This window comes from Paraburkholderia sp. 40, assembly GCF_050434105.1.
Lineage (GTDB): Bacteria > Pseudomonadota > Gammaproteobacteria > Burkholderiales > Burkholderiaceae > Paraburkholderia > Paraburkholderia tuberum.
Genome location: NZ_JBNPVY010000003.1, coordinates 377,121 through 400,194, shown reverse-complemented (window position 1 = coordinate 400,194; position 23,074 = coordinate 377,121). Strand labels below are relative to the sequence as shown.

At 62.1% G+C, this 23,074-nt stretch carries 19 protein-coding genes and 2 pseudogenes; 13 read left to right on the top strand and 8 right to left on the bottom strand.

Translation table 11 applies throughout. The features are described 5' to 3' along the window. Window positions 1–38: 38 nt before the first annotated feature. Window positions 39–653: an ankyrin repeat domain-containing protein gene (locus OKW28_RS17195; protein ID WP_429447517.1), complete on the top strand. Its 615-nt coding sequence runs from the start codon at window positions 39–41 to the stop codon at window positions 651–653. Window positions 654–673: 20 nt separating this feature from the next. On the opposite strand, the gene OKW28_RS17190 is transcribed toward OKW28_RS17195, so the two are convergent. Then, window positions 674–853, bottom strand: a complete 180-nt coding sequence (locus OKW28_RS17190) for a hypothetical protein (protein WP_027196133.1) — start codon at window positions 851–853, stop codon at window positions 674–676. A gap of 242 nt (window positions 854–1,095) precedes the next feature. On the opposite strand from OKW28_RS17190, the gene OKW28_RS17185 reads away from it, so the two are divergent. Beyond that, window positions 1,096–2,262: an EAL domain-containing protein gene (locus OKW28_RS17185; RefSeq protein WP_429447515.1), complete on the top strand. Its 1,167-nt coding sequence runs from the start codon at window positions 1,096–1,098 to the stop codon at window positions 2,260–2,262. Between the two features lie 165 nt (window positions 2,263–2,427). Here OKW28_RS17185 and OKW28_RS17180 read toward each other — a convergent pair whose 3' ends face one another. The 4 genes from OKW28_RS17180 to OKW28_RS17165 all read right to left on the bottom strand — a co-directional run bounded on the left by OKW28_RS17180 (window position 2,428) and on the right by OKW28_RS17165 (window position 6,542). Next, complete coding sequence (locus OKW28_RS17180) at window positions 2,428–4,692, bottom strand: molybdopterin cofactor-binding domain-containing protein (RefSeq protein ID WP_429447513.1); 2,265 nt, start codon at window positions 4,690–4,692, stop codon at window positions 2,428–2,430. Further along, the gene (locus OKW28_RS17175; protein WP_429447511.1) at window positions 4,692–5,144 is read right to left on the bottom strand and encodes a (2Fe-2S)-binding protein; all 453 of its coding nucleotides are present in this window, start codon (window positions 5,142–5,144) and stop codon (window positions 4,692–4,694) included. Before OKW28_RS17175 ends, OKW28_RS17180 begins: the two co-directional genes overlap by 1 nt. A gap of 71 nt (window positions 5,145–5,215) precedes the next feature. Next, on the bottom strand, window positions 5,216–5,527 hold the full coding sequence (locus tag OKW28_RS17170) for a high-potential iron-sulfur protein (protein ID WP_429447510.1): 312 nt from the start codon (window positions 5,525–5,527) through the stop codon (window positions 5,216–5,218). 16 nt (window positions 5,528–5,543) lie between these two features. Next, a complete protein-coding gene (locus tag OKW28_RS17165) occupies window positions 5,544–6,542 on the bottom strand; it encodes an aldo/keto reductase (RefSeq protein ID WP_429447508.1) in 999 nt (332 codons plus the stop codon). A gap of 145 nt (window positions 6,543–6,687) precedes the next feature. On the opposite strand from OKW28_RS17165, the gene OKW28_RS17160 reads away from it, so the two are divergent. The 4 genes from OKW28_RS17160 (at window position 6,688) to OKW28_RS17145 (ending at window position 13,451) form a co-directional block, all read left to right on the top strand. After that, window positions 6,688–7,143 (top strand): winged helix-turn-helix transcriptional regulator, encoded by a 456-nt coding sequence (locus OKW28_RS17160; protein WP_429447506.1) that lies wholly within the window; start codon window positions 6,688–6,690, stop codon window positions 7,141–7,143. Between the two features lie 277 nt (window positions 7,144–7,420). After that, window positions 7,421–10,660 (top strand): efflux RND transporter permease subunit, encoded by a 3,240-nt coding sequence (locus tag OKW28_RS17155; RefSeq protein ID WP_429447504.1) that lies wholly within the window; start codon window positions 7,421–7,423, stop codon window positions 10,658–10,660. Window positions 10,661–10,679: 19 nt separating this feature from the next. Further along, window positions 10,680–11,966 (top strand): efflux RND transporter periplasmic adaptor subunit, encoded by a 1,287-nt coding sequence (locus OKW28_RS17150; RefSeq protein WP_429447503.1) that lies wholly within the window; start codon window positions 10,680–10,682, stop codon window positions 11,964–11,966. Window positions 11,967–11,993: 27 nt separating this feature from the next. Then, entirely contained in the window at window positions 11,994–13,451 is a 1,458-nt protein-coding gene (locus OKW28_RS17145) for an efflux transporter outer membrane subunit (RefSeq protein ID WP_429447501.1), read from the top strand. Window positions 13,452–13,465: 14 nt separating this feature from the next. On the opposite strand, the gene OKW28_RS17140 is transcribed toward OKW28_RS17145, so the two are convergent. Further along, window positions 13,466–14,938, bottom strand: coding sequence for a heavy metal sensor histidine kinase (locus tag OKW28_RS17140; RefSeq protein WP_429447500.1), 1,473 nt, complete (start codon window positions 14,936–14,938; stop codon window positions 13,466–13,468). Further along, window positions 14,938–15,615 (bottom strand): heavy metal response regulator transcription factor, encoded by a 678-nt coding sequence (locus OKW28_RS17135; protein ID WP_429447499.1) that lies wholly within the window; start codon window positions 15,613–15,615, stop codon window positions 14,938–14,940. The genes OKW28_RS17140 and OKW28_RS17135 overlap by 1 nt, the downstream gene beginning before the upstream one ends. Before the next feature lie 285 nt (window positions 15,616–15,900). On the opposite strand from OKW28_RS17135, the gene OKW28_RS17130 reads away from it, so the two are divergent. Beyond that, the gene (locus OKW28_RS17130; RefSeq protein ID WP_429447497.1) at window positions 15,901–16,995 is read left to right on the top strand and encodes a hypothetical protein; all 1,095 of its coding nucleotides are present in this window, start codon (window positions 15,901–15,903) and stop codon (window positions 16,993–16,995) included. On the opposite strand, the gene OKW28_RS17125 is transcribed toward OKW28_RS17130, so the two are convergent. Beyond that, complete coding sequence (locus OKW28_RS17125; protein WP_429447495.1) at window positions 16,992–17,552, bottom strand: NADPH-dependent FMN reductase; 561 nt, start codon at window positions 17,550–17,552, stop codon at window positions 16,992–16,994. The genes OKW28_RS17130 and OKW28_RS17125 overlap by 4 nt on opposite strands. Window positions 17,553–17,841: 289 nt before the next feature. Here OKW28_RS17125 and OKW28_RS17120 point away from each other — a divergent pair, with 289 nt between their 5' ends. From OKW28_RS17120 to OKW28_RS17095, 6 genes and pseudogenes are all read left to right on the top strand, one after another. Next, window positions 17,842–18,084 (top strand): hypothetical protein, encoded by a 243-nt coding sequence (locus OKW28_RS17120; protein WP_429447493.1) that lies wholly within the window; start codon window positions 17,842–17,844, stop codon window positions 18,082–18,084. A 284-nt stretch (window positions 18,085–18,368) separates the two neighbouring features. Further along, window positions 18,369–18,917: a sorbitol dehydrogenase family protein gene (locus OKW28_RS17115; protein WP_429447492.1), complete on the top strand. Its 549-nt coding sequence runs from the start codon at window positions 18,369–18,371 to the stop codon at window positions 18,915–18,917. A 34-nt stretch (window positions 18,918–18,951) separates the two neighbouring features. Next, window positions 18,952–20,589, top strand: a complete 1,638-nt coding sequence (locus OKW28_RS17110) for a GMC family oxidoreductase (protein ID WP_429447490.1) — start codon at window positions 18,952–18,954, stop codon at window positions 20,587–20,589. A gap of 2 nt (window positions 20,590–20,591) precedes the next feature. After that, window positions 20,592–22,016, top strand: a complete 1,425-nt coding sequence (locus OKW28_RS17105) for a c-type cytochrome (protein ID WP_429447488.1) — start codon at window positions 20,592–20,594, stop codon at window positions 22,014–22,016. A gap of 156 nt (window positions 22,017–22,172) precedes the next feature. Next, window positions 22,173–22,686, top strand: a pseudogene (locus OKW28_RS17100) (cytochrome ubiquinol oxidase subunit I); the annotation flags it as partial. Next, window positions 22,686–22,871: pseudogene (locus tag OKW28_RS17095) on the top strand (cytochrome d ubiquinol oxidase subunit II); the annotation flags it as partial. The pseudogenes OKW28_RS17100 and OKW28_RS17095, both read left to right, overlap by 1 nt. Between the last annotated feature and the right edge of the window lie 203 nt (window positions 22,872–23,074).

Sequence of the window (23,074 nt, the reverse complement as noted above, 5' to 3'; positions counted from 1 at the left end):
CCCCGTCTGCCTGAATACGATTTCCGACGGAGAACGTCATGCGAGGTTTCTCTACTGCGCGGCGAGTAGTTCGAAACGCAGCCGTGGCAGCGATAGCCGCACTTGTGAGCGCGAGTTGTGCGGAGCACGTTTATCGGCCAGCAACGTATTCCGGCACGGTTGACACGCGAGCATACACCGATGACTGGTTCGCGGCGGCGCGCGAAGGGCGAACCGATATCGTCCAATTGCTGATCGACGCACACTATCCGATCGAAACCGCAACGCCTCAGGGATATACCGCGCTCATTCTTAGCGCCTACGATAATCACCCGGACACGCTAAGGGCGCTTCTTGCCGCACACGCCAACGCATGCGCCGCCGACAAGCACGGCAATACCGCGTTGATGGGTGCACTGTTCAAGGGCGAAACGAACATTGCGCAAATATTGCTCGGGACGCGCTGCCCTATCGATCAAACCAACAACGCAGGGGAAACGGCGCTATCGTTTGCTGCGCTGTTCGGCCGGCTCGATATGCTCTCGGTGCTGGTGGCGCACGGAGCGAACGTCGATCATGTCGACGCACGCGGCGGCACCGCGCTGCAAATGGCCATCTCGCAACACAATACCGCCGCAGCCGATGCGCTGCGCCAGGTCGGCGCTACGCAGTAAGGCGCTACGCAGCTCTGCGTTCACGCGAAAGTATTGATGATGCTTCCAACCATGCCGTTTGCACTGACAGGCGGCGCGCTCGCAGCTTCCGCTTCGACGAGAGCCAGGGCGCCGCTTTGCGGCGTATGCGCGGCAACGCCCTGCGAGGACTGCTGCATCACTTGCATGGCCACGCTTGCGGCGGTTTGCGTAACGTTCATGATCTTTCCTTTATTGAAGACGCAGACGTTAGCACGTCTTCCGATTTTGCGCAGATCTCACCAATTGAATTCGCTGCCGCTGCTAAGCGCGGAAAATCGCGCTGCGGGTCTGGATGACACGAATGTCATGTTGCCGACTGATTTGCGACATGCAGGAGCCGGTATGTTGATACGTCGCTCAGAGGTCTATGTGGATTATTCGACGCGCGTAAGCAAGAAGGAATACAACGGGGTTGTCTTCAATGATGGAAATCACGGCCGTAGTCAGCATCAGGATTGCAGATATCACGCGTCTGACCCACATATTCGGCGAGGAATCGACTCAACAGGCTCTCACTCAGTTCGGCGAGGAAGCAACGGCTTTGCTAAAGCGGTTGCTGGCTCAACATCAGGTAGTTGACCAATATCGTTCTGATGTCGACGGACATTGCTCTGCGTGTTTCCGCGTGCTGTCGGGAGGCTTGCCGCGTGATGCCAGCGAAGCGGCGCAGGCCATAGAAAAGGCAGGGCGTCATCTGATTCGCGAGCGGCTACTTGCTATTTTTGGCGGCGGGACAGGCGCCCGGATCAACTGCGATCTGTCGGTGTTCGTTTTGCCTTCCGAAGCAGTCTCAGGAGATGCCAAAACAGGTTGGTTTCAATGGACGAAAGATCGATCGAGGTCCCAACCGAAACATCAACATAAGGACCGGGACAACTCATCGACCAGAGTGAGAGCAATTCTGCGCGAACGCTCCATACAGACCGTGTTGCAGCCGATAGTGCGCATTAAAGACGGTGCAGTGACGGGTTTTGAAGCCCTTTCCAGAGGTCCGCAACGGACGCCATTTGAACGCCCGGACGTGCTGTTCGACGCGGCGCATGGGGCCGGCTGTGCCGTGGAGATGGAATTATTGTGTGCCGAATTGGCTCTCGAGCGCACCAAAGGCAAGCTGCCGCCCGGGAAGTTTTTGACCATCAATCTGGGCCCGGATGCCTTGGCCCTTGCTGCGGAAAAACTGCCGTTGGCAGGCCGGCAGGAAGTCATGTTCGAACTCACCGAGCACTTGCCGCTCAACGAAGCCGAGGGTTTGCGAGACGCGGTCGAACGCCTGCGTACCATCGGCATTGGCTTGGCCCTGGACGACACGGGCTGCGGGTTCGCAGACCTCGATACCGTCCGTCTGTTGAAGCCAGAAATCGTCAAACTGTGCATTACCGTGATCCGGAATGCCGATAAGGGTGCGCCCTTTGCAGCCGCTATTCGCGCGTCGGCTGAACAGCTCTGTAAGCTCGGCTGCAAGGTGCTTGCTGAAGGTGTCGAAACGGCAGCCCAGCACGACGCATTGCAGAACTGCGGCATCGAACTTGCGCAAGGGTGGCTTTACGGCAAGCCGGCGGCCGTTGCGTCATTGCCAGGCGGCAGGTGACCCAACGACGGGTTCGCAGAACGATTTCGAAAGAACTGGCGCGCACCGAAGTGCACTGAACACCGCCGCCCGCGCACAGCGTTCCGTTGACGCGACAGCCCTATCGTTTAACGCTGATTTCATTCTCACGGTAGGCAGCCGCTCGAACTCCGTTGCATTTTGCCGCTACGTCCGTTTCAACAGCGACGTATCCACCGGTAACGCACGAATCCGCTGGCCGGTCGCATTGAAGATCGCGTTGCAGATGGCCGCTGAAGTCGGCGGCACGCCCGGCTCGCCAACGCCGCCAGGCGGTGCATCGCTCGGCACGATATACACGTGTGTCTCGGGAACGGAATCGATACGGGCAACCTGGTAGTCCGTGAAGTTCGATTGCTCCGCCGCGCCGTTCCGGAAAGTGAGTTCACTGTATAACGTGTTGCCGAGCGCCATCACCACCGCGCCCTCGAACTGCGCAACAACCCGATCGGGATTGACGATGCGCCCGCAGTCGACGGCCAGATCGACGCGTGTCACACGCACCGAACCATCGTCGGCCACCTGCACATGCGCGACCGCGGCCACATAGCTCAGGAAGCTCCGATGTACGGCAATCCCGCGCCCATGCCGCGCCGGCAATGCGGTCGACCACCCGGAGCGCACGGCGACCGCGCGAACCACGGCCGCATAGCGGGCGGTGTCGATCGGATACTCGTCGATCGACGCGCCGTAGTTCGGGTAATCGACGCCTAGTGCATGCAGATCGACATGCCGCGGCGTGCCGAGCAGCGTGAGCAGGTGCTGCACCGGATCTTGCCGCGCGGCCGCGGCAAGCTCATCGACGAACGACCCTAACGCGAAGCCGTGGGGAATGTTGTACACCGATCGATACCAGCCGATGCGCGTGTGCGCGGAGGCGGCGCCGTTCTCGCACCGCACGTTGGCGATGTCGTAGGGCATATCGGTCACGCCCTGCCCCAATTCCCCCGCCGCTCCATAGCGGACGTCGGCCTTGAATGTCGAACTGATCGACGGAAACACCGTGCGGTGCAACCACGCGACCGTCTTGCCTTGCGCATCGAGCCCGCCTTCCATGTGCTGGGCGCACACCGCATGGAAATAGTCGTTGTGCACATCGTCTTCGCGAGTCCACGTGAGCTTCACGGGCGCGCCGACCTCGCGTGACAGGAACGCCGCCTCGGCCACGTAGTCAGGCTTGGACTTACGGCCGAAGCCGCCGCCCAATAACGTGACATTGATCGTCACGGCCGGCTCCTGCACGCCGAGCACCTGTGCCACGGTCGTGCGAGCCTGCTGCGGATTCTGCGTCGCGGTCCATACTTCAACCGCACCGTTCGCATAGGACGCGGTCGCGGCGAGCGGCTCCATCGCCGCATGCGCCAGGTGCGGCACGTAGTAGTCCGCCGAGATATGGTGGGCAGCGCTCTTCAGCGCAGCCGCTGTGTCGCCGTTGTTGCGAACGATTTTGCCCGGCTGTCGCGCGGTGTCCTCGAGCGCCTTGCGATAAGCCTGACTGTCATACGATGCATTCGGCCCAAGGTCCCAGTCGAGCCTCAATTTCCGCCGCCCTTGCATCGCGGCCCAAGTGCTGGTTGCCACCACCGCGATGCCGCCCAGCGGCTGGAAACCGGCGGGCAACGGCGCAGCGGGAATGCGCACCACATGCAGCACGCCGGGCACTTTCATCGTGTCGGTCGAATCGACGCTCTTGAGCGTCGCGCCATAGACCGGCGAACGTTCGATCGACGCGTACGTCATTCGGGGCAACACGACATCGATACCGTACGTCGCCCGGCCGTGGACGATGTCGTCGAGATCGACGATCGGCAGCGACTTGCCGATATACCGCCAGGTACCCTCGTCTTTCAGATGCAGCGTGTCACGGCCCGGCACCGGCTGACGCGCCGCCGCCGTTGCGAGCGCGCCGTAGGCCACGCGCCGCCCGCTCGCCGCATGCACGACATGACCCGGCTCAGTGTGGCAGGTCGCCGGCGCCACGCGCCATTGCACGGCGGCCGCCGCCACGAGCATCTGCCGGGCCGTGCCACCTGCTTCGCGCAATGGCTGGAAGAACTGGCGGATGCTGCGCGAGCCATCGGTATTCTGGTCGCCATACTTCGCATCGCCTTGCGCCTGCACGACCTTGACGGCGTTCCAGTCGGCATCGAGCTCGTCGGCAAGAATCATCGCGAGACTGGTGCGGATACCGGTCCCCATCTCCGAACGATGCACGACCAGAATGATCTCGCCGGACGGCGCGACCGAGACGTACACGTTCGGTACGAAAGCCGCTTTAGCGCCATTCGCGGATGACAGCACGCTCGCCGCGAGCGCGGTACCCGCGCCGCCGATCTGCAAGCCCAGTACAACCCCACCCGCCAAGGTCCCTCTCAACACCCCGCGCCGGCTCAGATTGACGATTTCGCCCATCACGCCTCCGACGCTGCGGCCTTGATAGCGGCCTTGATGCGTTGATAGGTGCCACAGCGGCAAACATTGCCGGACATCGCTTCGACGATCTGCTCGTCACTCGGCTTCGGCGTCTGCTTGAGCAGCGACGCGGCCTGCATGATCTGTCCCGGCTGGCAGTAACCGCACTGTGGCACATTGGCGGCTTTCCACGCGCGCTGCACCGGGTGATCGCCGCCTTTGCCGAGTCCCTCGATGGTCGTTATGGGCTTGCCCTGAACATCCGCCAGTGCGGTCACACACGAACGCACAGCGACACCGTCCAGATGGACCGTGCATGCGCCGCACGCACCGACCCCGCAACCGAACTTGGTACCGTGCAGCCCCAGCAGATCGCGGACAGCCCACAGCAGCGGCATATTCGCGTCCGCATCGACGTTGTGATGCACGCCGTTCACAATGAGTTCCATCAACTGATTCCTCGTAGTCGACGCGAACGGCACGAAGTCGTCATGCGCCGTATCGCTTTGCCCGCACGAGCCTATCAGGCTCTCGCCTGATAGGCGTTGCACCATCCCGCGCCGCTCACCTGTTTCGCACCGAACAGCGCGCAAAGCGCGCTCGTGTCGGCTGGCTTGCCCTGATAGAACTGGCAATTCGAGCAGCGCTGGTTGGCGCTGAAGCGCGGATATTTCGCGTGATCGACGCGCGATGCGTCGGTCCGGTAGCCGAGCGCCTGCGCGGCCGGATCGCTTTCCTGAAGCTGCGTGGGCGCGGCCCACGCCGTGCCGCCGGTCATTGCCAGCGCCGCGGCGCCAACGCTGTGCACAATGAAAGTTCGTCGATTGGTTCGCATGTTCAATACACTCCTTTCACGACACCAGAACACGTTGCGGCGGTGCCATAAACTCCGGGCCTACCGGGTCCTTGACGAATTGCGAGACGATCGCGTCGATTTGCGCGAAGGCCTTGTCGTCGAGTCGCCAGCCGAACGCGGCTTCGAGTCCGTCCAGTTGCGACGGACGGCGCGCACCCCACAGCGCGATCGTCGGGCCGCGGTCCAGCACCCAGCGCACGGCAAGCGCAAGCACCGACTTGTCGAAGTTATCGCGCGCGAAGACGTTCAGTGCTTTCACAGCGTCGACATACTGCTGACGACGCGGCGCACTGAACTTCGGGTCATGTTGACGCAGATCGTCGCCCTCGAAACGCGTCTCGGCGCCGATGCGCCCTGCCAGCAATCCGCGGCACAGTGCGCCATAGGCGAGTGCAACCAGCCCATGCTGTTTCACATAAGGCAGCACGTCGCGGTCGATGTCGCGTTCAAACAGGTTATAAGGCGGCTGCGTGGTGGACAGCGGCGCTACGCGGCGGAACGCGTCCATTTGCGCCGCAGAGAAATTGCTGACGCCGAGCGCGCGAACCTTGCCTTCCTTGCGGAGGTCATTCAGCACCGCGGCCGTCTCTTCGATTGGCACGAGCGGATCGGGCCAGTGAACCTGGTACAGATCGATGTAATCTGTCCGCAAGCGCCGAAGTGTATCCTCTACTTCATGACGAATGCGCTCCGGCGAAGCATTGCGAAATACCTTGCCGTCCTGCCATTCGAGAGCGACTTTAGTCGCGATGACTGCCTTGTGGCGATATCCATCGGCCAGCGCTTTGCCGACGATTTCCTCCGACGCGCCGAAGCCGTACGCCGGCGCCGTGTCGATAAGGTTCACGCCGCTGTCGAGCGCCCGGCGGATCACCGCGATCGAGTCCTTCTCATCCGTGCCGCCCCACATCCATCCGCCGATCGCCCACGTGCCCAGGCCGATACGCGATACGGGTGTCGATAAACCCTCAATTTCAATTGTTTCAATAGTCATGCGATGCTCTCTCGTTAAAGCGCCGCATCCATGTCGAATGCGGGTTGAGAAAATGCGACGTGCCCAAAGGACGGGCAGGCGAGTCGATTATTTCAGCCGCATCCGGCGATCACAAGAAGGCACCTGAAGGTTCCATACTTTCCCCATGGAAACAAATTGCTACGACGGCCCTCACGCCGCCGAGAACCCACAGAAGAAAACCGATGACCTCGCACGCAACGTCATCGAGCAGATCGCCGACAAGTGGACGATCCTCGTGATCGACGCGCTGGGCACCCATGGCGAGATGCGTTTCTCGCGGCTACGCGACGTGGTGGGGGGCGTCAGTCAGAAGATGCTCACGAAGACCTTGCGGCAACTCGAGCGCGACGGTCTCGTCACGCGCTATGTGCATCCCGTGATACCGCCTCGTGTCGACTATCAGTTGACGCCGCTAGGACGCAGTCTGCTCGACAAGATCTGTGGGATCTGGGACTGGGTGGAAGCGCATATGACGGAAATGGAATCGGCGCGACGGCAGTTCGATCTCGGCGAAAAGCGTACCGATCGCGCGCCTTCGAACCGGGACGCGGAGTCCGGCTCAGAAACGCGCCTGGAATAGCCGAACGCGTTGGCAGCGCGCTTGCCATGGGTGGTCGGATCGCCGGTGTCTTCCTGAACCGTCTCGAGAGACGCGAGGCCGGCCACGATCGATAGATCGCGCGTGAGTCCTCACGTCACCGCAAGCTCGAATCGATGCCCAGATAACGGAACGGTAATCTAGCCGACCGCGCCCCGTAAGGGCTCCACCATCACACTCCTGAGTCGAGAAGCCCGCGTCACGCGCTCTGACAGCGCGGGAACGCCGTGCCTTCATGGCCTCATTTCAGGAACCCGTCATGTGGATTGTCCGGCTCGCGCTGCGCCGCCCTTATACCTTCGTGGTCCTCGCCGTGCTGATCCTTATCGTCGGCCCGCTTGCGATACTGCGCACGCCGACCGATATCTTCCCGAACATCGATATCCCGGTGGTCAGCATCGTCTGGACGTACAACGGCTTTTCCGCCCAGGACATGGCCAATCGCATCACGTCGAATTACGAGCGCGCGCTGAGCTCGGACGTCGACGACATCGAGCATATCGAGTCGCAATCGCTGAACGGCGTCTCGGTGGTGAAGATCTTCTTCCATCCGGGCGCGGACATCAATCGCGCGATCGCCGAGGCAGCGTCGAACTCCGCATCGATCCTGCGCGTGCTGCCGCCCGGCACGCTGCCGCCCAACATCATTACCTATAACGCCTCGACGGTGCCGATCCTGCAACTCGGCCTCTCCAGCGACACGCTCTCCGAACAGCAGCTCTACGACCTCGGCAACAGCCAGATCCGCACGCAACTGGCGACGGTGCAAGGCGCGTCGGTGCCGCTGCCGTTCGGCGGCAAGGTCCGGCAGATCATGGTCGATATCGACCCGCGCGCATTGCAAGCCAAAGGCCTCGCGCCGCTCGACGTGGTCAATGCCGTCAACGCGCAGAACCTGATCCTGCCGGGCGGCACCGCGAAGATCGGCACGAAGGAATACAACGTGCAGATGAACGGCAGCACGGACACCGTAGCCGCGCTCAACGATCTGCCCATCAAGACGGTGGCGGGCGGCGTGGTGTATGTGCGCGACGTCGCCCATGTGCGCGATGGCTACGCGCCGCAAACCAACATCGTGCGCAGCGACGGCAAACGCGCCGCGCTTCTTACCATCGAAAAGTCCGGCAGCGCGTCGACGCTCACCATCATCCAGCAGGTCAAGGCGATGCTGCCGCATATCGTGGCCGGCTTGCCGAGCGCGCTGCACGTCACCGCACTGTCGGATCAATCGGTGTTCGTGAAGTCGGCCGTCGTGGGCGTGGCGCGCGAAGCGCTGATCGCCGCCGCCCTCACCGCCTTGATGATCCTGCTCTTTCTCGGCAGTTGGCGCGCCACGCTGATCATCGCGGTGTCGATTCCGCTCGCGGTGCTGACCTCGCTGATCGCGCTGTCCGCGCTTGGCCAGACCATCAACATCATGACGCTTGGCGGCCTCGCGCTCGCCGTCGGGATTCTCGTCGACGACGCCACGGTCGCCATCGAAAACATCACGCATCATCTGGAGAACGGCGAGCCGCTGCACGACGCGATCCTGAACGGTTCCGGCGAAATCGCCGTGCCGACGTTCGTATCGACGCTGTCGATCTGCATCGTGTTCGTGCCGATGTTCCTGCTCTCAGGCGTGGCGCGCTATCTGTTCGTGCCGCTCGCCGAGGCGGTGGTGTTCGCCATGATCGCGTCGTACTTTTTCTCGCGCACCCTGGTGCCGACGCTCGCGATGTACCTGATGCGCGCACGCAGCAACGCGCTGGTGGCGGGCAATGGACCGATTGCGCGCCTGATCCGCTTTCAGGCCGCCTTCGAGCATCGCTTCGAGCGGCTGCGCGAATGCTATCGCGGCGTGCTCGGCGCGGCGATAGCGAGTCCGCGGCGGTTCATCGCGATCTTCCTGCTGTTTTGCATCGGCTCGCTCGCACTGGTGCCGTTTGCGGGCCGCGACTTCTTCCCCGCCGTCGATACTGGCGAGATCCGCCTGCATCTGCGTGCGCCGACCGGCACGCGTATCGAAGACACCGCGCGCCTCACCGACGAAGTCGAAGCGCGTGTGCGCAGCATGATTCCGAAGCAGGAACTCTCGGCGATGCTCGACAATATCGGCGTGCCGGTGAGCGGGATCAATCTGACCTACGACTCATCGGACCCGATCGGCCCGGAAGACGCCGACGTGATGATCACCCTCGCGGCGAAGCACAAACCGACCGCTCAATATGTGGCGAGACTGCGCACGACGCTCGCCAGGGATTTCCCCGGCGTCACGTTCGCCTTTCTGCCCGCCGACATCGTCAGCCAGATTCTCAACTTCGGGCTGCCCGCGCCGATCGATATCCAGATCGTCGGCAACAAGCTCGACGCCAACCGCGCCGTGGCGAACCGCCTGCTCGCGCAACTGCGCGGCGTGCGCGGTCTCGTCGATGCGCGTATCCAGCAGCCCGGCGATGCCCCCGCGATCAACGTCAATGTGGACCGCACGCGGGCGATTCAGGCCGGCCTGCTGCAACGCGACGTGTCGCAGAACCTGCTGATCGCGCTGTCCGGCAGTTCGCAGACCACCCCGAATTTCTGGCTCGATCCGCACAACGGCGTGAGCTATCCGCTGATGGCGATGATGCCGCAGTACGACATCAACTCGTTGCAGGCACTCGCCAATATTCCGGTCGCGCAAACCGGAGGCACCGGGTCCGGCGTGATGACCACGGCCGCAAACACGGGCGGTCCGGCGCCGCAAAACCTGCTCGGCGCGTTGAGCACACTGACACGCGTCACCCAGCAAGCTGTCGTCTCGCACTACAACGTGCAGCCGGTGCTCGACATTTTCGCGTCGGCGCAAGGACGCGACCTCGGCGGCGTAGCAGCAGACGTGACCCGGCTCGTCGATCAGATCCGGCCGCAATTGCCGCCTGGCGCGTCGATCGTCATGCGCGGCCAGGTGCAGGCAATGCACGACTCGTTTAGCGGTCTTGCGAGTGGCCTCGTGTTTGCGATCGCCCTGGTCTACCTGCTGATGGTCGTCAATTTCCAGTCGTGGCTCGACCCGTTCATCATCATCAGCGGCTTGCCGGGCTCGCTCGCGGGCATCGCATGGATGCTGTTCAGCACCGGCACTCGCCTGAGCGTGCCGGCACTCACCGGGACGATTCTGTGCATCGGCATCGCCACGGCCAACAGCATTCTCGTGATCAACACCGCGCGCGAATTTCACCACGGCGGCAAGCCGCCGCTGCGGGCCGCGCTCGAAGCCGGTTTCAGCCGCTTCCGTCCAGTGCTGATGACCGCGCTCGCCATGCTGATCGGGATGCTACCGATGGCGCTCGGCCTCGGCGATGGTGGCGAACAGAACGCGCCGCTCGGACGCGCCGTGATCGGCGGCCTCGCGCTCGGCACGGTGTCGACCTTGCTGTTCGTCCCGGTCGTCTACGGGATGGTGCATGCATGGCTCGACAAACGCCGCGCGGCACGCACCGACACGCAAGAATCCGGCGTTCCCGCCCGCACTCATTGATTCCGACGAGACCTTGCCCATGAACGATTCATCCCTTCCGCCCGAGCTTGGCGAGCGGTCCAAAGCGTCCGCCGGGACCGCCGAGACCGCCGACACCGCGCGTTTGCATAGCGCCAGGGAAACCCGGCATGCCGGCGCCACGCCGGCAGCGGCCGCCAGCATGAACGCGCGCCGCCGCCTCTGGCCGCTTGCGTTGACCGGACTTGCCGCGGCGTTGCTGATCGTCGGCATCGTGCCGCGTCTGCACGCCAGTGCCGCGCTGACGCAACAGACGCAGGCGCAAAGCATGCTCAGCGTGTCGGTCGTCGCGCCGCGCGCCGCGCCGGCCGTCCACGAACTGCTGCTGCCGGGCGCCGTCACGCCGTTCGCGGAAGCATCGATCTACGCGCGCACGAGCGGCTACCTCGCGCACTGGAACACCGACATCGGTACACAGGTGAAAAGCGGTCAGACGCTCGCGACCATCGAAGCCCCCGATCTCGACGCGCAACTGCGCCAGGCCCGTGCCGACGAAGCCACCGCGCAGGCCAATTTCGACTACGCGAAGACCACCGCGCAGCGCTGGCAGGAGATGCTGAAGACACAATCGGTCGCGCAGCAGGAAGTCGACACCAAGGTCAGCGACATGGAAGCGCGCCGCGCGATGCTCGCGTCGACGCAGGCGAACGTCGCGCATCTGGCCGAGCTTGTCTCATACGAGAAGATCACCGCGCCGTTCGACGGCGTGATCACTGCGCGCAACGTCGACGTCGGCGCACTGGTCACGGCGGGCGGCACGCCGGGCGCCGCGGGCATGTCGGGCGAGCTGTTCCACATCCAGCAGACCGGCGTGCTGCGCGTCTTCGTCGATGTGCCGCAGAACGACGCGCCCTACGTCACGCCGGCGACCGGCGTGTATCTCACCGCCCAGCAGTATCCGGGCCGTCGTATCGCCGCGAAGGTGGCGCGCAGCACCGATTCGATCGATCCGTCGAGCCGCACGCTGCGCGTCGAGATCGACGTCGATAACAAGGATGGCGCGCTGATGCCCGGCGCTTACACGCAGGTGCATCTGCAGTTGCGATCGACCACGCCGGCGCTCGACCTGCCGGTCAGCGCCTTGCTGTTCCGGCCGGACGGCGTGACGGTCGCCGTGGTCGATAGCAACGGCCGGGCGCTGCTCAAGACCGTGCATATCGGCCGCGATTTCGGCACGCACGTGGAAATCACGACAGGCCTCGCCGCCACCGACCGCGTGATCGACAACCCCGGCGATTCGCTGAACACCGGCCAGATCGTGCAGATCGCGCCGGCCATGCCTGGCTAGGCGCATTGTCACAGAAAGGATTCACCGATGGTTTCCCTGTCTCTTTCACGGCCGGTGCTGCGCCGAACGCTGGTGGCCACGATGATCGGCGCGCTGCTCAGCGCGTGCTCGACCTTGCCCTCCTATCAGCGCCCGAGCGCCGAGATTCCCGCGCACTATGCGGGCACCGCACCCGGCTGGGCGCAGGCCGCACCGGCTGACGCCACGCCGCGCGGCCCATGGTGGACGATCTTCAACGATCCGGTGCTGAATCAACTCGAAGCGCGTATCGACGTGTCGAACCAGACCGTGCGCAAGGCGGTCGCGCAGGTCCAGCAAGCGCGGTCGATGGTGGACTATCAGCGCGCCGGCTTTTTCCCGACGATTACCGCTGGGGTCGCGCAGGATCGCTCGCGGACCTCACAGAATGTCGAAGGCAAATCGCTCGCGGGCAAGACCGTGCCGGACTATTCGGCGGGCGTGTCGGCGAGCTGGGAGCCGGATCTGTTCGGACGCGTGCGCGATAGCGTGAACGGCGCGCAGGCCGACGCCCAGGCGAGCGCAGCCGACCTCGAAGGCGTGCGCCTGTCGATGAGCGCGGATCTCGCCGCCGACTATTTCTCCCTGCGCTCGCTCGACACGCAGAAGAAGCTGCTCGACGACAGCGTGAGCGCCTACGCGGCCGCGTTGAAACTGCTGCAGCAGCAACTGAAAAACGGTGCGATCGATGCGTCCGCGGTCGCCCAGGCCACGACGCAACTCGAAGCGACGCGCACGCAGGACACCGACATCGACGTGACGCGCGCACAACTGCAGCACGCGATTGCCACGCTGACCGGCGAGCCGGCTTCGAGCTTCACGCTGCCACCGAACGGCTCGGCTGTCACACCGCCCGCGATTCCGGTCGGCTTGCCGTCGCAACTGCTGGAGCGGCGCCCGGATATCGCCGCCGCCGAACGGCGCGTGGCGTCCGCGAATGCACAGATCGGCGTGGCGCACGCGGCGTTTTTTCCGGATCTGGTGCTGTCCGCGAGCGCCGGCCTCGAAAGCACGTTTTTCGCGCCGTGGCTGAGCGCGCCGAGTCTGTTCTGGTCGCTCGGTTCGCAACTGGCCGGCACGCTGTTCGACGGCGGCAGGCGCGAAGCCGGGTTGCAGGGCGCCACGGCGCAATACGACGGCGCGGTCGCGGACTATCGTCAGTCGGTGCTGGTGGCATTCCAGCAGGTCGAGGACAACCTGTCCGCCTTGCATTCCCTCGCCGACGAAGCCGCCAGTCAGCAGCGCGCCACCACGGCCGCGGATCTCTCCTTGCGGCTCACGACGAACCGCTTCAAGGCGGGCGCGGTCAGCTACCTCGACGTGGTGACCGCGCAGACGATTGCGCTGACGAACCAGCGAATCGCGGATCAGATTGCCGCGCGGCAGTTGGAATCGAGTGTGTTGTTGCTGAAAGCGCTGGGTGGGACGTGGGGTGGCGAAAGCAAGAGCGCGGCGGGGTCTGTGTAACCGGTTGTACGCCTTCACCTGGCGCGCGGGAACCTCAGCACAAAGCGCGTACTCCGTGCATCGCTCTGCGCATGCACCGAGCCGCCGTGCAACTCCATGATCGTGCGCACGATCGCAAGCCCGAGCCCCGTCGATCCCGTCGAGCCTCGCGACCAGCCCGATGACGGCAGCGAACTGCGTGACGGATCGATGCGATAGAAGCGGTCGAAAATCCGATCGAGATGTTCGGCGGCAATAGGCTGCCCTTCATTCGACACGGTCACGCGCACCGCGTCGGCCGATGCGCTCGCGTCCAGCACGATCTCGCCGCCTTGCGGCGTATAACGAATGGCATTGGCCAGCAGATTGCTCACCGCGCGGCGAAACAGTTCGAGATCCGCCGTCAAGCTCGCCGTGCCGCTGACACGCACACGCACGAGCGCCTCTTCGGCAATCCCTTCGAAGTACTCGGCGATATGGCTCAACTCTCGCGCCGCATCGAACTCACGCATGTGCCTGACGAACTGCGGATGTTCCGCGCGCGCCAGAAACAGCACGTTCTCGATCATTCTCGACAGCCGGTCGCACTCTTCCAGATTCGAGGCGAGCAGCGACTCGTATTCATCGACGGAACGCGGCCGGGCGAGCGCCACTTCGGCGGCGCCGCGCATGTTGCTGAGCGGCGTGCGCATGTCGTGCGCGAGGTCGGCGGTGAAACGCGACAGACGCTGAAACCCGTGGTCGACGCGCTCGAGCATGGCGTTCAGCGACGCCACCAGCGTCTCGAGTTCGCTCGGCACACGCGCCACCGCGATCCGCGTATTGAGGCGATTCACCGTGACCAGGCTCGCGCTAGCCGCGATATCGCGCAACGGCCGCAGCACGGCGCGGATCAGCAGATAACCGAGCAGCATCGCCAGCATCACGCCGGCTACGCCCGCCAGGTGAAGCCTGTCGCGGTAACGGTCCAGCAGCAGCCAGCGGTCGCTCATGTTGCGCGCCACCAGCACGCTCGCCGTTTCGCCGTCGCGTAGACGCGCGTCGGTGAGAATGCCGCGAATCGGCGCGCCGTTGCGGCCGGTCCACTCGCCGATATCGGCCTCGGTGATACGCGCCGAAGCCGCAACGCGCGCGAGCGGCGGCAATGCGGCGAGCGTCGCCGCGCCGCTCGCCGCGCCGCTCGCCACATTGGGCACGGCAAAAGTCCCGGCGACGTTGTGTTCGACTGCCCGGTTGCCATCGGGATCGAACACTTCCATCGACATGGCCTGGTTACCGAGCACGATGCTGATCAAACGGTCGCTGTGCTCGCGAATGCCCTTCGACGTCTCCAGTTCCTCGGCAAGCCGCCGTGCGTGGCGCGCGGCAAGCACGATGTCGAGATTGTCCTGCGCCTTGATCTGCTTTTCGAGCGCGAGATACAGAAAGCTGCCGACCAGCACGAAAACCGCCAGCGTCGTGGCGCCGAAGGCAAGCGCGAGCGTCGCGGCAAGCGAGCGCACGCGCATCAGGCAGTGTCCTTCAGTTCGAGCACATAGCCGACGCCGCGCACCGTGTGAATCAGCTTGATGGGAAAGTTGTCGTCGATCTTGGTGCGCAGCCGGCGAATCGCCACCTCGACCACATTGGTGTCGCTGTCGAAATTCATGTCCCACACGTACGACGCGATCTGCGTGCGGCTCAGCACTTCTCCCTGACGGCGCGCGAGCAGTTGCAGCAGCGAGAATTCACGTGGCGTGAGATCGATGCGCGTGCCGCCCCGCTTGACGCGGCGGCGGTACACATCCATCTCCAGGTCGCCCACCTTGATCAGTTCGCTTTCGCGCGGCGGCCCGCGGCGCGCCAGCGTCCGCACGCGCGCCAGCAGTTCGACGAACGCAAAAGGTTTGACGAGGTAATCGTCCGCGCCGAGCTCCAGGCCGCGCACGCGGTCGTCGATCTCGTCGCGCGCGGTGAGGAACAGCACCGGCGTGGCGCGCGTGCTGCGCAACGTCCTGACGACGGTCCAGCCGTCCATGCCGGGCAGCATCACGTCGAGCACGATCACGTCGTATTCTTCTTCCTGCGCGAGGATCAGCCCTTGCGGGCCATCGTTCGCGACGTCGACCGCGTAGCCGGATTCCTCCAGACCTTTCTTCAGATAGGCCGCTGTTTTTGGCTCGTCCTCGATCACCAGGATTCGCATCGGTTGCTCCGCTTGCGTTGACCATCAAATGATACCGTCAAGCACCCGGGCGGGTGATTACGATCCGGTAATGTTGCTGGAGGTCGTGAACGATGCCAGCGACGGACACAGAGGCGCTAAAAATGCGCATCGCGGCGAGCAGTCAAAATGACAAACGGTAATTTCCCCGCCACGTTTTCGACAGGGTCGCCACGGCAAGATCTCATGCAAGGATCACTCAGACGATAGACATTCCCTAATCCTGAAGACTTCTATTGAAGCTTCGCTGTCGATGACCGTCGCCGCGTGGATCAAGAAGCCGAGGTCGGCATTGTGGCGGCCGACAACAAGCGCAACGCCGACCGCGTCGACGCCAGAAGGATGGCTCGACGAACAGGTCGGCTATCTCGGCGAAACGCCAATGACCCTTCGTATCCGCGCGGGCATGCATGGGCAACGGCGCGACTGAGCGTCACGAAAAAAAACAATGCCGGCAAACGCGGCCGTTCAACGCGGGCATCATTCCATCGAAGTGCTCCATCCATGAATACTGTTCAGACGGAACTAACCAGTGATACCACGCATCCATCAACGCATCAGCCGTTGGGACTGGCCGTATTGCTCAGGGCGGCCACGGCTGGAAACGATCTGACACCGTTCGGGCAAAGCCTGCTCGAGCACGTCACACACCGCGACGACCCCTACGCGCTCCTCGATCTGTCGCTCGTACTGCAATTGAAGTACGAGAAGGAAGCCGCGATCGCCGTCCAGGCGCAGGCGATCCAGATGTGCAGGCACTATCGATTGAAGAACGCCCAAACAACTGGGCGTTCAGTCAAGGTACTAGTGCTCAAGGCTCCCGGCGATCTGATGGCGAACACGCCTTTCGAATGCCTGCTTGAGAACGCCGACCTGCAGATAGACGTCGTGTATGTCGACGCCCGTCCACAGCAGCACATCAGTCTGCCAGAACATGACGCTATCTTCGTGGCCGCGTGCGCATCCGATGAAAACGCCGGCGTTCTTGCACAAATTGCGTCGCTAATCAGCGGCACACGTTGCCAGGTGCTGAACCAGCCGGAACGTATCGCGCAAACGACGCGCGATGCAGCCTATACGTTGCTGGGAACGGTGCCCGGCATCTGCATGGCTCACACGGTACGCCTGCCACGCGAGCGGGTCCTCGAAGCGGCGTCGGGTGCGGTCGAGCTGTCTGATCAGCTGGACGGACACTACCCGTTCATCATCCGGCCGACAGGATCGCACGCGCTGATGCAAAGCGTGAGCACGACTGCAACGCATCGCGGCGCTAAACCCCGGCATAGTAGAGGCGACCGATTGCGACTGACGTCACCGCCAGACCGCGTATTCACGTTCGCGCGTGCTTCCTGTAAAGACTAGCCCTTCGCAAACCGCTCGATCCATCGCGAGAATGCGGCCATGAATTCCTCCAGAAACCGACTGGTTCCGGAATTGGTCAAGACGCCTTGCTCGTCAAACAGACTAGCCATGCCGCCTACGTATGCTTCAGGCGTGGACATCACGTTCACGCCAATACAAACCAACGACTGCCGAAGGTGATGGTTCGCACCGCACCCGCCCATTGCTCCCTGCGACGAGGTGACAACGGCCGCAGGTTTCCCTAACAATGCGCTTGCTCCGTGAGGCCGGGAGAGAACATCGACAGCATTCTTGAGCACGGCTGGAATGGAGCGGTTGTATTCCGGGGTAACGAACAGAACCGCATCCATCGCTGAGACGTCGTTTCTGACAGCTTTCCAGGCTGCCGGCGTGTCGTCCTCGAGGTCCTGGTTGTATAAAGACAGCGCGCCTATCTCCACGATGTGCAGCGACAACCTTGGCGGTGCAATCTGCGCGAGTGAGTTGGCCAGCATGCGATTGAGGGACTTCTGGCGAAGACTGCCAATCAGTACAGCAACTTTATAGGGTTCCGACATGAGCGCTCCATTGATGACAGAAGGGTGCGTTTGCGTTTGACGACATGCATCGCGCAAATGCCCCGGCTGAAGATCAGGTTAGATGGGCGAGACAAACAACACCATCCTACGAACGACATAGACCGCGCCTATAGAGGAACGGCTGTCTTATACCTGCGTATGGCGGCGTGACGGAAAACAGCTCTCGGAACATGCAGCAAACCACGACCAGTCGGTTGCTGGACTCTTCGGGATATACACACGTATGAGAACGCGGCGGTCCCGGAGGACTGCGGCAACCGTTCGTAGAATGGTCTTCTTTGCGGCGTCCGCCTTTCTTGCCATTCGAACGAATCTAGCGGCGCGAGGGATCGATCCCAAGGCGGATCATCTGCCAAGGCCAACGGGTGACGCACTGAAGCGGCGCATGGGCAAAGCCATTATTTACGTGATGGGCGACCGGCAACAGGCGCCGGAGGCGCTTGTGCGGCAGCTGAACCACGGCATGGGAAGCGCGAAGCGCTCCGGGCGCAAGCCACGCTACTGGTTGTGAGCAAGCTCATCGCCTTCGTGTGTTCGCCGTCGGCCCGGAGTTGATCCGACACGCACGGTCCGACAGGTTTGGACACCTCGCAGTTGTGTTGGAAGCAAGCGCGACAAGGTTCCGGTGGCCGTCGACCGTCCGCCGATCATACGCGGGTATAGGACACCTATTCCCAAGCAGGAAAAGTCCAGTCCGTTCGTAGAATGGCCGTGCTTATCTTGCAGGCATAACCTTCAGACTGGGTTTCTCGTTGAGAACCGACAAGCCGTATCAGCTAATAATGGTGGGAGCATATGCCTGATCACTATCGTGACGACGCCCCTATGGAATTCAGTCTTTGTCGACGCAGGATAGTCGTGGGCGGCGTACTGCTTATGGGCTCGTTGGCAGCCTTCCCGACACTATCGGCTACCTCGTCGAATGTCACTTTGGCGCGCGAATCTCTTGCGCGATTCATGGATATCTCGTCGCTGCTGATTCCGCACCAACTCGATAGAGGTATCGGAAAGAGACTCGCTATCGCCATGACCGCGGCGACTCCGTCGCTTCCTGATCACATCATCGAGTTGCTCGCCATTGCAAGAAAGAAAAGGGCGCGCGTCGTCGAAGACTTTTTCCCCGATATCCCGCAAGGCCCTTTGAAGGAGACCGCTCTTTCGATCATCAGCGCGTGGTACATGGGTGTACTCACCGACGCTCCAGGCGCGGAAGTCTTCGCGTACGAATTCGCGCTGATGTACCAGCCGACGGTCGACGTCATGACTATTCCGACCTACGCGAAATCGGGGCCGAACGGTTGGAATGCAATTGCGCCCCCATTGAGCGACATGCCGAAATTCTAAATGCGCGTTATTCGAAAACCAGAGGAGCTTCCAGATGGCAAATGAATACAGCGCGGACGTCGTTGTGGTGGGAACGGGTGTGGTGGGTTGCCTGGTCGCGGAACGCATGTTGGACGCAGGCCTGTCCGTGCTAATGCTCGAAGCAGGCCCGCGGGTTGACCGCTGGCGAATCGTGGAAAACTACCGCAATCTGCCGCCCAGTCTTCGGCTCAACTTCGACGCCCCCTACCCACCGAAACCGTGGGCCCCCCATCTGGAATCGGCCACCGACGCAGAGGCGGCCGAATATCTCCAACTGGAAGGTCCGGATGCCCGGGCCTTCCGCCAAGGCTATGTCCGCTATGCAGGAGGGGCCACCTGGCACTGGGCAGGTATTTGCTGGCGCATGGTACCGGACGACTTCCGCCTGAATACCCTGTACGGGGTTGGACGTGACTGGGCTTTTGACTACCACGTACTCGAACCCTACTACACGCGCGCGGAATACGCGATGGGCGTCTGCGGTCCGGCTGACCCCGCGCTGCAATGGCCACCGATACGCTCCAAGCCTTATCCAATGGGTCCGCTACCCTTTGGACCTGGAGAGCAGCGCTTTACAGAAGCCGCTGCCAGACTCGGACTGAAGAACCTCCCCGCGCCTCAAGCGCGCAATAGCGGCGTTTCATACCACGGACGGCCACCGTGTTGCGGCAACAATAACTGCTTTCCTGTTTGCCCCATTGCGGCCAAGTACGATGCGGCATCGGCCTTGCCGAAAATAGAGGCGAAAGGCGGCAGGATTCTGGCCAATGCAGTGGTCTACCGGATCGAGACCGACGCGAAGCATTCGGTTCAGGCGGTCCACTATTTTGATCCGGACAAGACTTCGCACAGAGTCACTGCCAGAGTCTTTGTGATCGCATGCAACAGCATAGAGACGCCGAAACTTCTACTGCTTTCGAAGGACGAGCATAACCCCAACGGAGTTGCCAACAGCTCCGATCAGGTGGGTCGCAACATGATGGATCAGCCCAAGCTGATCGCGGAAGTGACGCTTGCGGAACCACTGTGGACAGGGGTTGGACCGGTCCAGAACAGCAGCATCATGAACACATCGCAAGGCGACTTCCGCAGCCGCTACAGCGGCGCGATGATACGCATGGAGAATTTCGCCCGCAGCGGCATTGGCGGCGCCGCTGCATTGAAGAAAGGGCTGGTCGGCAAGGCCCTCGATGCCGAAATTCGACGGCTCTCCGCCTGCACCGCAAGGTTGACCATCGAACATGAGCCGCTCCCACAGGCACAAAACCGCGTGACCTTGTCGAGCAAGAAAGACTGGCTTGGCATCAATAAGCCAAACATCTACAACGACGTCGGGGACTATGTGCGTCGCAGCGCGAACGTATATACCGTGCCGCTGCTCAGGCGCCTGGCCGCCGAACTTGGCGCCACTGACTTCCAGCTCTCCACTGAGTTTCTCAACAGCGATCACATCATGGGCGGCTGCATCATGGGGGCCGATCCCGCTACGTCGGTGGTGGATATCGACTGTCGTTCTCATGACCACCATAACCTGTTCTTGCCGGGCGGCGCGGCGATGACCACTGGAGGCAGCGGAAATAGCACCATCACCATGGCGGCCTTGGCACTGAAGGCGGCCGACAGTATTGTTGATCAACTCAAGCACGGCTAATCATGCGCAATTTCAGTCATCGTTTATGCCGCGTGTTGGTCCTATTTGCCGGCTGCATGGCGGATGCTTCTTCCTACGCCGCTGATGGCCCCCCCGAGACCGCTGCGTTGATCAAACGCGGTGAGTATGTCGCCAAAGCTTCGGACTGCGCGGCGTGCCACACCACCGCGCAGGGCAAGCCTTTTGCAGGCGGGCTTCCTCTTGTTTCGCCGCTCGGCACGATCTACTCGACCAACATCACGCCGTCAAACGAATTCGGCATTGGCCGCTATACCGAAGAGCAGTTCTCCCAAGCTATCCGGCACGGGATCCGGGCAGATGGCGCAAACCTCTACCCCGCGATGCCCTACACGTCGTATTCGATCCTCACCGATGACGACGTGCACGCGCTCTACACGTATTTCAGGTTCGGCGTGACGGCCGTGGACGTACGGGCGCCGGACACAAAGCTGCCGTTCCCAATGAACATACGCGCGTCGTTGAAAGTGTGGAACCTGCTGTTCCTGAACAAGAATACCTATCAGACAGATCCCCACCAATCCGCGGAATGGAACCGAGGCAGGTATCTGGTACAGGGCGCCGCGCACTGCAGCGTTTGCCACACTCCGCGCGGTTTCATGATGCAGGAAGAAGCCGGACTGGAGCTCTCCGGTGGGCAAGTCGGAACCTGGTATGCGCCGAACATCACGTCGGACACAGCAAGCGGTATTGGCAGCTGGACCAGGGAAGAACTTGTGGAGTCCCTGCGCACCGGGCGGCTGCGCGGTAAGGCACAGGCTGCGGGAGATATGGGTGAAGCGGTCGAGCACAGCTTCCAGTACCTCTCGGCGGCGGATGTGGACGCCATTGCGACTTATGTGAAGGGTATCGCTCCGATTCATGATTCACGAGACAGTGCGCCCCGCTTTACCGCGGGAAAAATGTCGTCTGAGCTCGCCACCTTGCGCGGTACGGATGGGATCCGGTCCGACAACGATGCCCATCCTACGGGCGCGGAATTATTTCAAGGCAATTGCGCTTCCTGTCATTCGGCCCAAGGTCAAGGCAGCAAGGATGGCTACTATCCCAGTCTGTTTCACAACTCGGCAACAGGATCGGTGAATGCCAACAACCTTATCGCCACGATCCTTTACGGTGTGGATCGTACGACGTTCAAAGAACAGGCATACATGCCCGGGTTCGGAGGCAAGCCAACGGACGTCACCGCACTGAGCGATGAAGAGATCGCCCTTGCGGGTAACTATGTCCTTACGCACTACGGGCGAGCAGACACCTCTATCACCGCCCAGGACGTTGCCGAAGTGCGCCGCGGCGGGCCCACGTCTGCGCTTCTTGCGCTCTCCCGCATCGGCATCGCGGCAGGGGTGGTCATCGTGTTCCTGATCCTGGCTTTTGTCATCGTCAGGAAAAGAAGGGCTGCCCACTGAGGTTCCAACAGCGTATGCCTCTCGCACAATGCTGACGGGCGCCTTGGCGAGGACCACACGGCGGCAAATCATCGGACTGCCTGCTGAGACCTGGTCCATTCTCCAGTCACCGCCCCGTCACGGCGACGACGGCGCGTTCCTTGCGAGGCGATGTGTATGGACCCGAGTGCGTTGGACCTTTCCAGACTGCAGTTCGCTTTCACTGTCTCCTTTCACATCATCTTTCCAGCGCTCAGCATTGGCCTTGCAAGCTTCCTCGCAGTGCTCGAGTTCGCCTGGCTGAGAACCGGTAAGCAGCATTACAAAGATCTATGCCAGTACTGGTCGAGGATTTTCGCAGTTGGATTTGGCATGGGCGTTGTCTCCGGCGTCCTGATGGCGTACGAATCTGGAAGCAACTGGGCAGGCTTTTCCAAGTTCGCAGGCCCTGGTACCGGACCCTTGTTGACCTATGAAGTCATGACTGCCCTTTTTCCTTGAGGAAAGATTCCTGGGCATCGCGTTGTTCGGATGGGAGAAAGTCGGAAAGGGTCCGCATTTCTTCGCGACACTGATGCTGGCAGTCGGCACACTGACCTCCACCTTCTGGATTCTGGCTTCAAACAGCTGGATGCAGACCCCGCAAGGGATTACCGTTGAGAATGGCCACGTTGTCCCTCAAGACTGGTTTTGCTTGTGAGCATCTGGCCGTTCGCCATCCCGAACTCGATGACGCTCTGGGAAGGCGCGGCACCTCGTTCAAGCCTGACCTTTACGCTGATAGGTGCGGCGATCACCATTCCCATCATTCTTGCTTACACGACCGCTGGCTACTGGGTATTCCGCGGCAAAGTTCACCGCGCGACGCATGACTAATGATCTTATAAACGGAGAATGTGATGCCAGAAAAAACTGAACATCGGAGCCGTCTATACGGAACCCGAATGATGTGGTTTGTCATTCTGTGGTGCGTAGGGTTTGCCGCTGCAATGCTGACCGCGCTCCCATTCCGTCTTCTCGTCGCAGCCGCGATGCACTAATGGACGGACGTCGCGTTGGAGAGAGTTCCGCCGCATCCG